At 65.8% G+C, this 12,973-nt stretch carries 11 protein-coding genes; 7 read left to right on the forward strand and 4 right to left on the reverse strand.

The window, feature by feature from the left end; translation table 11 throughout:
* Positions 1-45 precede the first annotated feature (45 nt).
* The gene (locus CTR55_RS21455; RefSeq protein WP_296289152.1) at positions 46-861 is read right to left on the reverse strand and encodes a nuclear transport factor 2 family protein; all 816 of its coding nucleotides are present in this window, start codon (positions 859-861) and stop codon (positions 46-48) included.
* 240 nt (positions 862-1,101) lie between these two features.
* On the opposite strand from CTR55_RS21455, the gene CTR55_RS21460 reads away from it, so the two are divergent.
* The 3 genes from CTR55_RS21460 (at position 1,102) to CTR55_RS21470 (ending at position 7,044) form a co-directional block, all read left to right on the forward strand.
* A complete protein-coding gene (locus tag CTR55_RS21460; protein WP_296289154.1) occupies positions 1,102-2,913 on the forward strand; it encodes a DUF1302 domain-containing protein in 1,812 nt (603 codons plus the stop codon).
* Positions 2,914-2,935: 22 nt separating this feature from the next.
* Entirely contained in the window at positions 2,936-4,306 is a 1,371-nt protein-coding gene (locus CTR55_RS21465) for a DUF1329 domain-containing protein (protein WP_296289156.1), read from the forward strand.
* Positions 4,307-4,500: 194 nt separating this feature from the next.
* Positions 4,501-7,044, forward strand: a complete 2,544-nt coding sequence (locus CTR55_RS21470) for a LuxR C-terminal-related transcriptional regulator (protein ID WP_296289158.1) — start codon at positions 4,501-4,503, stop codon at positions 7,042-7,044.
* A gap of 15 nt (positions 7,045-7,059) precedes the next feature.
* Here the strand turns inward: CTR55_RS21470 and CTR55_RS21475 are convergent, their stop codons facing one another.
* On the reverse strand, positions 7,060-7,869 hold the full coding sequence (locus CTR55_RS21475; RefSeq protein WP_296289160.1) for a transglutaminase family protein: 810 nt from the start codon (positions 7,867-7,869) through the stop codon (positions 7,060-7,062).
* A 154-nt stretch (positions 7,870-8,023) separates the two neighbouring features.
* Here CTR55_RS21475 and CTR55_RS21480 point away from each other — a divergent pair, with 154 nt between their 5' ends.
* Positions 8,024-9,058, forward strand: a complete 1,035-nt coding sequence (locus CTR55_RS21480; RefSeq protein ID WP_296289162.1) for a Glu/Leu/Phe/Val dehydrogenase dimerization domain-containing protein — start codon at positions 8,024-8,026, stop codon at positions 9,056-9,058.
* A gap of 238 nt (positions 9,059-9,296) precedes the next feature.
* Here CTR55_RS21480 and CTR55_RS21485 read toward each other — a convergent pair whose 3' ends face one another.
* On the reverse strand, positions 9,297-9,563 hold the full coding sequence (locus CTR55_RS21485) for a YebG family protein (protein ID WP_296289163.1): 267 nt from the start codon (positions 9,561-9,563) through the stop codon (positions 9,297-9,299).
* 268 nt (positions 9,564-9,831) lie between these two features.
* Positions 9,832-10,113: a DUF3509 domain-containing protein gene (locus CTR55_RS21490; RefSeq protein ID WP_296289165.1), complete on the reverse strand. Its 282-nt coding sequence runs from the start codon at positions 10,111-10,113 to the stop codon at positions 9,832-9,834.
* 168 nt (positions 10,114-10,281) lie between these two features.
* Here CTR55_RS21490 and CTR55_RS21495 point away from each other — a divergent pair, with 168 nt between their 5' ends.
* The 3 genes from CTR55_RS21495 to CTR55_RS21505 all read left to right on the forward strand — a co-directional run bounded on the left by CTR55_RS21495 (position 10,282) and on the right by CTR55_RS21505 (position 12,972).
* On the forward strand, positions 10,282-10,761 hold the full coding sequence (locus CTR55_RS21495; RefSeq protein WP_296289166.1) for a phosphate-starvation-inducible protein PsiE: 480 nt from the start codon (positions 10,282-10,284) through the stop codon (positions 10,759-10,761).
* A gap of 85 nt (positions 10,762-10,846) precedes the next feature.
* On the forward strand, positions 10,847-11,818 hold the full coding sequence (locus CTR55_RS21500) for an efflux RND transporter periplasmic adaptor subunit (RefSeq protein WP_296289168.1): 972 nt from the start codon (positions 10,847-10,849) through the stop codon (positions 11,816-11,818).
* A complete protein-coding gene (locus CTR55_RS21505; RefSeq protein ID WP_296289170.1) occupies positions 11,800-12,972 on the forward strand; it encodes an ABC transporter permease in 1,173 nt (390 codons plus the stop codon). The genes CTR55_RS21500 and CTR55_RS21505 overlap by 19 nt, the downstream gene beginning before the upstream one ends.
* Position 12,973: the final 1 nt, after the last annotated feature.

A 12,973-nucleotide genomic window follows, 5' to 3' on the forward strand; every position in this document is an offset into this window, starting at 1 on the left:
CGCGGGTACGCGAGGATTGCTCGCGTACCCGCCGGCAAGGGCGGGTCAGGCCTCTTCCTGCTCCTCGCGCAGGCGCTTCAGGTACTCGCGGGGGGACTGGCCGGTCTGCTGGCGGAAGCAGCGGTAGAAGGCCGAGAGCGAGTTGAAGCCGGCGGAGAAGGCCAGCTCATCGATGCGCGAAGGCAGCGGCGGATGCAGCTGGCTGAGCAGGTGGCTCAGGCGCGTCTGGTTGACGTACTGGTAGAAGCTCAGCCCCATCACCTGGTTGAGCAGGTAGGAAATCTGGTTGCGCGTGTAGCCGGTGGCGGTGGCTACCTGGGTCAGGTCCAGGTCCGCTGCCAGGTACGGCTGGCTCCTGCTGAAGTAGTCCTCCAGGTCGCTGGCCAACTGGCTGAGCTGGCGTGGCGAAAGGCCCAGGCGGCTGGTGGCCGGGCGCGGGTCCGTGGCCTGTGGGCGGCTTTCGCCGCCTTCGCGCACCACCGAGGCGTATTCGTTGATGCGCCAGATCAGGCCGTCGCGCACGGTGATGGCTTCGCTGGAGTGGAAGGTCGCCAGCCGGCCGCTCAGGGTCACCGCGATGCGGTACTGGATGAACGCGGTGTCGCCGTCCACGCGGATGCGGTCGATGTGGTCGAGGAACTCTTCCGGGCGGCTGGGCATGGTGCTCTGCACGTAGTCGCGCAGGTCGGTGTAGCCCAGGGTGCGGTTCTGGAAGAAGTCGTTGTACTGCACCTGCGGGTGATACAGCGCGAGCACCGCTTCGAGGTCGCGGTGCTTCCAGCACTGGTGGTAGCGCAGCACCACCTCGCGGGTCTGCTCGGTGAGGTGGCTGTCGGTGGGGTGTTGGTCGATGGCTTGCATAGGGGGCTAAGAATGCCCCAGAGCGAGCCTCTCGGGTAGTGGCAAAGCACTTACAGGCACTGTGCACCATCCACCATTTCGATGATCCGTCATCGCCTACGCCAATGTCGCGCGCAATGGCCCGTGCCAGAGGGGGGATTCACTCTTTCGGGCGACACGCCAAATACCACCTTGGAGCGCTTACTCCCCGTCAGGTCGCTCAGTAGGGTGGTGCCACCTAGACACCGTCAGGAGAGCCGCATGACAACAAAAACAAGGCGCGGATTCTTCCAACCGCAACTTCTCGCCGCTGCTGTCGCCCTGGGATGCGCCACCCAGGCACAGGCAATCAATTTCAACATCGGGGAGATCGAAGGACAGTTCGATTCCAGCCTGTCCGTGGGGGCCAGCTGGAGTACCCAGAGTCCGAAAGAGGATCTGATCGGGGCCGCCAACGGTGGCCACGGCATGACCCAGACCAACGACGATGGCCGGCAGAACTTCCGCAAGGGCCACACCTTCTCGAAGATCTTCAAGGGCATCCACGACCTGGAGCTGAAGTACGGGGACTTCGGCGTCTTCACCCGTGGCAAGTACTGGTATGACTTCCGCCTGAAGGACGAGAGCGTGGCCTTCAAGGAGCTGTCCGACAGCGGCCGCAAGGAAGGCGCCAAGTCTTCCGGGGCGCAGCTGCTGGACGCTTTCGGCTACTACAACTATTCCGTCGCCGACATGCCAGGCACCGTGCGCCTGGGCAAGCAGGTGGTGAGCTGGGGTGAAAGCACCTTCATCGGCAACAGCATCAATACCGTCAACCCCATCGACGTCTCCGCCTTCCGCCGTCCCGGTTCGGAAATCAAGGAAGGCCTGATCCCGGTAAACATGCTCTACCTGTCGCAGAGCGTCACCGACGCGCTGTCCGTGGAAGGCTTCTACCAGCTCGAATGGGACCAGACGGTGCTGGACAACTGCGGCACCTTCTTCTCCACCACCGACGTCGCCGCCGACGGCTGCAATACCAACTACAACATCCTCGATCCGGCCACGGTCAATTCGCTGAATGCGCCGGCGACCAAGGCGCTGCTCAACTCCCTGGGCGTGACCGTTACCCCCGAGGGCCTGATGGTGCCGCGTGCCGCCGACCGCGATGCCCGCGACTCCGGCCAGTGGGGCCTGGCCCTGCGCTGGCTGGGTTCGGATGTGGAGTACGGGCTGTACGCCATGAACTACCACAGCCGCACACCCATCGTGAGCATGAAGAACGCCGGTACCGCCGACATCGGCAACGTCCTGCGTGCACTCACTGTTCCCGGTGGTGCGGCGCTTGCCCAACCGCTGCTGCTGGGGCGTGGCAGTTACTTCCTGGAGTACCCGGAAGACATCCGCCTGTACGGCCTGAGCTTCGCCACCACCCTGCCCACCGGCACCGCATGGAACGGCGAGATCAGCTACCGGCCGAACATGCCGCTGCAGCTCAACACCACCGACATGACTCCGCTGCTGGCCACCACCGTGGTTGGCGGATTCACCAGCGGCGGCGCAGCCGGTGCGCTGGCCCAGGCCAACCAGATCAGCCACGGCTACGTGCGCAAGGAAGTGACCCAGGCACAGACCACCTTCACCCACTTCTTCGACCAGACCATGGGCGCAGACCGCCTGACCCTGGTGGGCGAAATCGGCATGACCTACGTCGGCGGCATGACCGACGAAGTCGGCGAGCGCTATGGCCGCGACTCGGTCTACGGGGTGCCGGAGAACGCCACGGCCCGCAACGAATACGGCAGTGGCGGCTTCTACACCTCGTCCTCCTGGGGTTACCGCGCCCGCGCCATCTGGGACTACAACAACGTCTTCGCCGGGGTGAACCTCAAGCCGAACCTGGCCTGGTCCCAGGACGTGCACGGCTACGGCCCGGTCTTCAACGAAGGCAGCAAGGCCGCCAGCGTCGGCATCGATGCGGACTACCAGAACACCTACACCGCGAGCCTGAACTACACGAACTTCTTTGGCGGCGATTACAACACCATCGTCGACCGTGACTTCGTTGCACTCAGCTTCGGCGTGAACTTCTGACCTGCCTGCTCAAGGAATCGACATGAGAACGACAAGAATCCTCCAATGCGGCGCGCTGGCCCTGAGCCTGCTGTCCTGCGGCGTGATGGCGGCGGTGTCCGCCGACGAAGTGGCCAAGCTGGGCAGCAGCCTGACGCCCATGGGCTCGCAGAAGGAAGGCAACGCCGACGGCAGCATCCCGGCCTGGACCGGCGGCATCTCCCGCACCGCCGGCAAGCTGGACGCCAAGGGCTTCCTCTCCGACCCGTTCGCTGACGAGAAACCGCTGTTCACCATCACCGCGCAGAATGCCGACCAGTACAAGGACAAGCTCTCCGCCGGCCAGTTGGCGATGTTCAAGCGTTACCCGGATACCTACAAGATCCCGGTGTACAAGACCCACCGCACCTTCGCGCTGCCCGACGACATCTACGCCGCCATCAAGCGCAGCGCCGAGTTCGTCCAGCCGATCAACGACGGCAACGGCCTGGAGAACTTCGAGAAGAGCCGCTACTACGCCTTCCCGCTGCCCCAGAACGGTGTGCAGGCGCTGTGGAACCACCTGACCCGTTACCACGGCGGCAACATCTCCCGCTCGGTGGTGCAGGTCGTGCCGCAGACCAACGGCAGCTACACGCCGATCCGCTTCGAGGAATCGATCGCGGTGCCGCAGAACATGGGGGACCAGGATGTCGGCAAGACCGGCAACATCCTCACCTACTTCAAGCAGCAGGTAACGGCCCCGGCGCGCCTGGCCGGTAACGTCCTGCTGGTGCACGAGACCCTGGACCAGGTGAAGGAGCCGCGCCTGGCGTGGATCTACAACGCCGGCCAGCGCCGCGTGCGCCGTGCTCCGCAGGTGGCGTACGACGGTCCGGGCACCGCCTCGGACGGCCTGCGCACCTCGGACAACTACGACATGTTCTCCGGAGCACCGGACCGTTACGACTGGAAACTGGCGGGCAAGCGCGAGATGTACATCCCGTACAACAGCTACCGCCTGAACTCGCCGACCCTCAAGTACGACGACATCGTCAAGCCGGGCCACATCAACCAGGACCTGACCCGTTACGAACTGCACCGCGTGTGGGAAGTGGTGGGCACCCTGAAGTCCGGCGAGCGCAATATCTATGGCCAGCGCCACTTCTATCTCGACGAGGACAGCTGGCAGATCGCCGTGTCCGAGCTGTATGACGGTCGCGGCCAGCTGTGGCGCGTCGGCGAAGGCCACGAGATGACCTTCTACACCGAGCTCGCCACCGGCTACGCCGCCGAATCGCTGTATGACATCCTCGCCGGCCGCTACGTGACCTTCGGCCTGAACAACGAAGAGAAGCGCGGCTACCAGTTCGGCCAGAAGGCCAGCATGGCCGACTTCACCCCGGCAGCGCTGCGCAACACCGGCGTCCGCTAAGTAATACCCCGCTCCTTGGCCCCGGCATCCCATGTGGATGCCGGGTTTCTTTTTTTCGCCGTCGGCACGGTGCGCAGCCTCTACTCCGGGCCTGGAGGCGACCTGCGCTATACCGCACCATGAATCTGGTTGATGGTCCTTTGCCCGCTCCGCCCAGCGGCATAGTCTGGCCTGCAAATGGCCGGAAGAAGCCCATGTCGACAATCGCCCTGCCCAGTCTTACAGAGCACGGTGCGGCGCTGCCTCGCCTGCCCCGCCAACACCTGCCTCGCGAACGGCTGCATGCCAGCCTGAGCGCCACCGAATGCCGCCTGCGTCTGCTGGTGGCGCCGCCTGGTTGTGGCAAGACGGTGCTGATGAGCGAGTGTGCACGCCTCGCACCGATGGGTACTCGGGTGGTCTGGCTGGGCCTGGGTGGCCGGGCGCTTGCGCCCGAGCAGTTCTGCGAACGCCTGGGCGAGGCGCTCGGTGTGCCCTGGTCCGGTGAGACGGCCCTGGCGGCCTGGCTGGAAAACGCCAGCGAGCCGGTCTGGCTGATGCTCGACGACTATCCACGCGCGCCCGATCCCGCTCTGGATGACTGTTTCGACCGCCTGCTCGCCGTGGCCTCGCCGCAGATCGGCTGGTGGCTGGCCAGCCGCCGTCGCCCGGCCTGCAACCTCACCCGCCTGCTGCTCGAAGGTGAATTGCTCGAGCTGGGCGCCAGTACGCTGGCGCTGACCCAGTGCGAGCTGGACGCCTACTTGCAGACCGCCGGCCTGGAATGGCCCCAGGCCCAGCGCCAGGCATTGCAGGATGCCACTCAGGGCTGGTTTGCCGGCGTCCGCCTGCGCCTGCTCAGCCTGGGCAACGACTCCCTTGCGCCCTGCGCCACGCAGATGGCCGAGACCGGCAACGGCCTGCTGCAGGACTACCTGCAACGCGAAGTCCTCGCGAGCCTGCCGGCGGAGCTGGCGGAAACCCTTTGCGGCCTGGCGCAGATCGCCCGCTTCAACCGCGAACTGTGCGACTACCTGTTCGACGAGCCCGGCCTCGGGCTGGACGGCCTGCAGGCCTGGGGCGCGCTGATCGAACCGGTGGACAATACCCTGCACTGGTTCCAGGTGGCGCCCATGATTGCCCGGGCGTTGGCCAGCCTGTCGCGCTGGCCGGCGGCGACCCTGCACCGGCGCGCCTGCCAGTGGTTCACCCAGTGCGGGGAAATCCATTCGGCCTTCGAGCACTCCCTGTATGCCGAGCAGCCGGATGTTTCCGCCAGCCTGCTGCAGCGTCTGACCGAGGAGCAGCTGCTGCACGGCCGCAACGTCGAACGTGTGCTGCAACTGCGCGAATCTCTGCCTGAGGAGCTGCTGTGCAGCACTCCGCGCCTGCTCATCCTCAACGCCTGGACCCTGCTCTTTGTCGGCCGCCTGGACGACGTGGAGGCCTTGCTGACCGGCTTCGACCGCTTCCTGCCGATGCCTGGCGAACACCGCCAGCGCGCGCTGGTCGCCCAGTGGCAGGGGCTCAACGGCATGCTTATCCATGCGCGCGGGCTGCCCGGCTCACGCGAGCAGTTGCGCGAAGCCTTACAGCACCTGCCGGAGGAGGCCTGGTCACAGACCCTGATTTGCCTCTCCGCCCTGACCCAGCAGGCCCAGGCCGAAGGGCGCCTGGCCGAGGCCCGGCTGATCAACCGTGAAGCGCTGCGGCGCGCTCGGCTGCAAGGCAGCACCACCTTCGAAGCGCTGCTGGAACTGGACCGCGCGCAGTGGCTGGAACAGCGCGGCGAACTGCAACGCGCCGATGCGTTGCTGGCACGGGTGCAGGAATACCTCGACGAGATGAGCATCACCTGCAACGCCATGGCCGGACGCGTCGCCCTGCGCCGTGGCTGGCTGTGCCTGCGCCAGGGGCGTGATGAGGAAGCCCGCGAGCTGTTCATCGCCGGCCTCAACGAAACCCGCCGCAGCCACGATCCCAGCTCGATCTACGGCTTCACCGGCATGGCCTGGCTGGACGCGCTGGATGGCGACACCGACGGCGCTTTCAGTCGCCTGCTGGAAGTCGAGCGATTGATGCAGCTGCAGCATGTTCCGGAACCTATCTATCGCGGCCCGCTGCTGCTGGCCAGCGGCGCGTTGAACCTGCGGCAGAACCGGGCGGGGCCGGCGCGGGAAGTCCTGCAGCGGGTCGCCTCGCGCTACCGCGCCGACCACCTCAGCCCGCCGGCAGCGGCGCCGGACCAGATTCTGCGGGTCGAGCACCACCTGGCGCTGGCCGAACTCTACGACGGCGATGTCGACGCCGCTCTGCGGCGTCTGCTGGCGATGCTCCCGGACTTGCTGCGCCAGGGCCGCAACACCCTGGCCTGCGATGTCTGGCTGGCGCTGGCGGAAGCGCATTTCATCGCCGGCAGCCTGGACGAAGCACGCAGCGCGCTGGACGAAGGCGTCGCCCTGGCCCAGCGATTCGGCCTGCTTTCCACCCTGCGCGATACCCAGCGTCGGCAGCCCGGCCTGTTCGGCCTGCGCCCCAGCGCCGGCGAGATGGCCCCGCACAACCTGCTGAGCCTGCGCGAACTCTCGGTGCTGGAGCTGATAGCCCGGGGCTGCTCGAACCTGGAAATCGGTGAGCGGCTGTACATCTCCCTGCACACGGTGAAAACCCACGCCCGCCGGATCAACGGCAAGCTCGGCGTGGAACGGCGCACCCAGGCCGTGGCGCGGGCGAAGGAACTGGGCCTGCTGAAGGTCTGAGGCTCGACTGCAGCCTTAGTGCAGCGCCTTGGGCGGCACGCTGATCTCGCTCAGCCGCTGGGCCAGGCGCATCTGTTCGGCGGCGTCATCGCTGAGCAGCATGGCCCGTTCCAGGTCGTAGCGCTCCGCCTGCGGGCAATCCAGCGTGTGATAGAGGTCGGCGCGAGCGAGGTGGTCGCTGGCGCTGGGCGGGCCTAATTCCAGTACGCGCTGGGCATCCTTCAGGGCGGCCAGCGGCTCCCCGGTGGTCAGGTGCAATTGGCGCAGGTTGCGCGACAGGCGCTGGAGCATCTCGGCGGCGCTGGCTGTGCGCAGGTGTTCGGCCGACAGCTCGATGTTCGTGCCCATTTGGCGCGCCAGCAGGTCACGGCAGTCGCGGGTATACAGGCGACGGCCGGTGGCGGGGTCGAGCAGATGGTCGGCGCCGGGCACGCGCAGCAGGAAGCGTCCGGGGAAGTTCACGCCGACCAGGGTAATGTCATTGCGCCGCGCCATCTCCAGGGCGATCAGTGCCAGCGACAGCGGTTGGCCATGGCGACGTTGCAATACCTGCGAAAGCAAGGCCGCGCGCGGGTGCAGCGGGTACTCGTCGTCCTCGGCGAAGCCCAGCTCGCTCAACCGGCGCAGCAGGAACTGCGCACGTTCGGCATCGCCGATGCCCAGCGGCAACGCCACCGCGACCTGGTGCGCGAGTGAGTCGAACAACCGCTGCGCCTGTTCCGGCGGCAGCTGCGGTTCGTGCTCGGCGGCGATCCACAGGGCCGCCTCGAACAGGGCGGGAGGGTCCTGGGCAAGACAGGCAAGGCAGGCTTGACGCGGGTCCATGGTGTTCTCCGGCTGACCCTGCGGTTTTACCCGGAGCGTCGGTCTCTCGTCCAGTGGCTCGGTCGTCGCCCGTGAAGGTGAGGTGACAGGCACTGCCTATACTGAAAGGGTCCGCTTTCGGACAGCCGTCCCCCCATAGCAAGGGAGCGCCGCCATGTTCGACATGATGGAAGCCACCCGGCTCGAGTCGCTGCATCTCGCTCAGGACCCGGCCACGGGACTCAAGGCCATCATCGCCATCCACAATTCGCGGCTGGGGCCGGCGTTGGGTGGTTGCCGCTACCTGCCGTACCCCAGCCACGACGCCGCGCTGCGCGATGCCGCGCGGCTGGCCCAGGGCATGAGCTACAAGGCCGCGCTGGCCGGCCTGCGCCAGGGCGGCGGCAAGGCGGTGATCCTGCGCCCGGCACATGTCAGCAATCGCGGCGAGCTCTTCGAAGCCTTTGGTCGTGTGATCGATTCCCTCGGCGGGGCCTACATCACGGCGGTGGATAGCGGCACCTCCAGTGCCGACATGGACTGCATCGCCCAATTCACCCGGCATGTCACCAGCACCACCAGCGGCGGCGATCCTTCGCCGCATACCGCGCTGGGCGTTTTTGCCGGTATCCGCGCCAGCGCCCAGGCGCGCCTGGGCAGCGACGATCTCGATGGCCTGCGCGTGGCGATCCAGGGGTTGGGCAACGTAGGCTATGCACTGGCCGAGCATCTGTCGGCAGCGGGTGCGGAGTTGCTGGTCAGCGATATCGATGCGGGCAAGGTGCAACTGGCTGTCGAGCAATTGGGCGCCCGACCGGTGCCCAACGAGGCGCTGCTCACCACGCCATGCGACATCCTCGCGCCCTGCGGGTTGGGCGGTGTGTTGACGTCACAGGTAGTCGGCCACCTGCGCTGCGCCGCCGTGGCGGGAGCGGCCAATAACCAGCTGGCCCATCCGGAGGTTGCGGACGAACTGGAAGGGCGGGGCATCCTCTATGCGCCGGACTATGTGATCAATTCCGGCGGACTGGTCTACGTCGCCTTGCAGCATCAGGGGGAGTCGCTGCCGACCATCACCGCGCACCTGTCGCGCATCGCCGAGCGCCTGACCGAGGTTTACGCCCACGCCCAGGCCGATCACCTGTCTCCGGCGCGGGTTGCTGACAAGCTGGCGGAAAGGATTCTCTATGGGGAATATTCGGGGCACTGAGAGGCGGTGCTGCAGGAGCGAAGGGGACGCCTGGTTCTTGCTCGCGAACCGCCCGGCACATGGCCAATCGTAGGCAAAGTGCGTTCCTACCTGAAGTTTCGCGCCAGAGTCTGCACTCCCCCCAACCCTGACTGCGCGCCCCGCTCCTGAGGGAGAGGGTTGGGGTGAGGGGATGCAATCGCTCGGACTATCCAGAAGCACACCGTTGCTCCTGCAATGCAGCCCCGCGCGTGATGGCTTATTCCTCAGCCGCCGCCTCGCTGAAGATCTCGTTCAGCGCATCGGGCTGGTTCTTGAAGGCGCGGGCGAAGGCGTCGCGGTTCTTGGCCATGAAGATGCCGATCTCCTCGAGTTGATCCTCCTTGAGCGAAGGCACCGCCTTCTGCAGCACGTCAGCCAGCGACTCCGCCAGCTCCAGCATCTTGTCGTGCCGGTCGGCTTCTGCCTTATCCATGAACAGGCGCTCCGGATCGCGGCTGCTGCGGTACACCACTTCGACGGCCATTCATCACCTCTGAGCCTTCTCTTTGATTGGGGAGTTCGAAATCACTGTGTATTTATACAGTAAAGTGATTGCGCAATGCTACTGCTGCTGTGCGAATCCTTGCCAGCAGCGTAGACGCGAGGGAAGGGCGTGCCTGTCTCGGGCCATTATCGGTGTCGGCCCAAAGCGGTGCGCGCGCCCTGTTGGCGCGCGCGCGAGGCCGCGTGACTGGCGCAAGGAATCGTCAGTCAGATGGCTCGGTAGGAAGAAACTCTTGCGGATTGAAGTGTCAGGACGCGATCGGCAGGCCGTTTTCGCCGCGCGTCATGGCAGCCAGTAGCTGCGGCGCCGTGCCGCCTTGCTCGATGGCGATACCGAAGCGGATGCTCTGGATGAAGCGTTGCAGCTGTTCCGGGTCCTGCAGCTGGGCGCTGCGGATCAGCCGGCGCGCGGCCACGCCTGCCTCGGTGGAGAGGGTAAGGACGATGCTGCCGTCGGGCCGTTCAAGGCTGAAGTTGACGCGGTACTGTTCCTGGAAGGCGTCGGTCAGCTTCTGAAAGGGACTTTCCATCACTCGTTCCTGCCTGTTTTGTGGCGTGCCCTGAATGGACTCGGGGCCTGCCGAAAAAGTTCGCAGTCATATTCGCGCAGCCCGTTTGTGTCATGACTGCCCAAGATCAATGGCGTAGCACTTGCAGGCTTCACGCCAACCAAGCCTTGTATTGCGGAGAACCGACGAATGAAACAGAACTGGGCCGAGCGCCTGAGCGAGCGGATGCACAACTGTGCCGAATCCCTGGGCAACCTGCTGGTGGAGGGTTTCCATTACCTGGCGCTGTTCGCCATCGGCGGCACGGTGTTCTGGTCGGCGGCAGTGGCCTTCGGCGAGATGGTCGGCAAGGGCCACGCGAGCATCGACGACATCCTGCTGTTGTTCATCTACCTCGAACTGGGCGCCATGGTCGGTATCTACTTCAAGACCAACCACATGCCGGTGCGCTTCCTGATCTACGTGGCGATGACCGCGCTGACCCGCCTGATGATCGCCGATATCCAGCACAACCATGTGCCCGACGACGGCATCATCCTGGTCTCGGTGGCGCTGTTGCTGCTGGCTCTGGCGATCCTGGTGGTGCGTTATGCCTCTTCGCGCTTCCCCTCGCCGAGTTCGCCACAGCGCGGCGGCGAGCGTGATCTGATCAGCGACGACGAACGCTGACCGCTCCACAGCTTCGATCCAGGGCCGCCGCTTGGCTGGCGGATGCACTACCATCGGTGCATCCGCCGCCTGAGAAGACGACCCCATGAAGGGATGGAAGCTGTTCGCCCCCCTGCTGATTCTGGTGATCATCGCCGTCACCCTGTACCTGCGCCTGCACACCCAGCCGCTGTTGCTGCAGGGTGAGGTGGATGCCACCAACGTCATCGTCGCCTCCAAGGCCAAGGGCCGGGTCGAAGTGCTGCATGTGCGCCGCGGCGACGACGTGAAGCAGGGCCAGGTGCTGATCTCCCTCAGCAGCCCCGAGCTGCAGGCCCAGCTCGACTCCCTGCGCGCCGCGCGCAACCAGGTGCAGGCCAACCTCGACGAATCTCTCCATGGCACCCGCGAGGAAACCCTGCGTGCCCTGCAGGCCAGCCTGTCTCAGGCCCAGGCGGAGCTGCGCAACGCGGACCTGGAGTACCAGCGCAACGAGGAACTGGCCGGTCGCGGCTTCGTTTCTCAGGCGCAGCTGGACCTTTCGCGGCGCGGCCGCGATGTGGCGCGCAACCGCGTCGCCGAGGCCCAGGCCAATCTCGACCAGGGCAACCAGGGCGACCGCGAAGAACGCCGCCGCGCGCTGGAAGCGGCAGTACGCCGGGCGGATGCGCAGATCCTCGAATTGCAGGCGCAGACCGATGAGCTGAACGTGGTGGCGCCGGTGGATGGCGAAGTCGGGCCGATCCCGGCGGAGCAGGGCGAACTGGTGAATGCCTACAGCCCGCTACTGACGCTGGTGCGGCTGTCCGACAGTTACTTCGTGTTCAACCTGCGTGAAGACATTCTTGCCGACGTGAAGAAGGGGGACGAAGTGGCCATCCAGGTGCCGGCCCTCAAGGGGGCGGAGGTGAAGGCCAGGGTCAGCTACATCGCGCCGCTGGGCGATTTCGCCACCAAACGCGCCACCCGTGCTACCGGCGACTTTGACCTGAAGACCTTCGAGGTGCGCCTGTATCCGGACCAGCCGGTGCAGGGCCTGCGTCCCGGCATGAGCGCGCTGTGGCAGTGGCAGCAGTAAGACGCAACCTGCTGCGTTTCGCCCAGGCCTTCGGCAGCGAAACGCGGGTCGCGCTGCGCAGCTGGACCATCCACTGGCTCGGCTGGCTCTGGCCGCTGCTGCTGTTCGTGGTGATCAGCGGTGTGTACCGGGCGGGAACGCTGCTGGACATGCCGGTGGCGGTGGTCGATGCCGACCACAGCAGCCTGTCGAGGCGCATCGTCCGTGAACTGGACGCCGGCTCTCACGCCAAGGTCGAAGTGCTCGGTGATGGCTTGCAGGAAGGCCTGCGCCGCCTGCGCATGGCCGATGACTACGCGCTGCTCTACATCCCGCGGGACTTCGAGGCGGACGCGTTGTCCGGCCGCCAACCCGTCGCCGAGCTGTACTACAACTCGCTGTTCTATTCCGCCGGCTTCTACTCGACCCAGGATTTCAGCGGCCTGATGAGTTCGGTCAACGCCGAGCTGCGCCCGCGCCTGGCCACTGGCATGGACCGCGCCGTGCCAGCGCTGGCGAGCATCAGCGTGGCCTATGAGAGCCTGTTCAACGCCAGCGGCAACTACATCTACTTCCAGCAGTTCGCCGCCATCGTCCATCTGCTGCAATTGTTCGTCATCGTTGCCACCGTGCATGTACTCGCCCGCGAGGCGCCGGAGCTACGCGCCTCCTCACCGCACATCCTGCGCGCCCAGGCCCTGGGTGTGCGTCTTCTCGGCAAGCTGGCGCCTTACACGCTGCTGTTCAGCACCCTGCTGATGGTCGAGCTGTTCCTGCTGGTGGAGCTCAATGGTGCGCGCATCAACGGCAACACCTGGTGGATGCTGGCGATCACCGTGTGCTACGTGGCGGCGGCGCAGAGCGTCGGGCTGATGCTGTTCATCTTTACCGCCGACCGCTTCAGCGCCTATTCGCTGATCGGCCTGCTGATCGGCGTAGCGCAGACCTATTCCGGCGTGCTGCTGCCGGAACTGGCGATGCCGCAGATCGCCCGGATCATCGCCGAAGCCGAGCCGCTGACCCATACGCTGCACGGCCTGTTCGACCAGTTCCTGCGCAAGGCGCCGGCCGAGTCCGGGCTCTACACCTGCTGCAAGCTGCTGCTCTACCCGCTGATTGCCTACATGATCGCCAAGATGCGCCTGCGCCGGCGCCTCGACCTGAGCCCGGCGTAAG

Origin of the sequence: Pseudomonas sp., assembly GCF_002796985.1 — a bacterium.
Lineage (GTDB): Bacteria > Pseudomonadota > Gammaproteobacteria > Pseudomonadales > Pseudomonadaceae > Pseudomonas.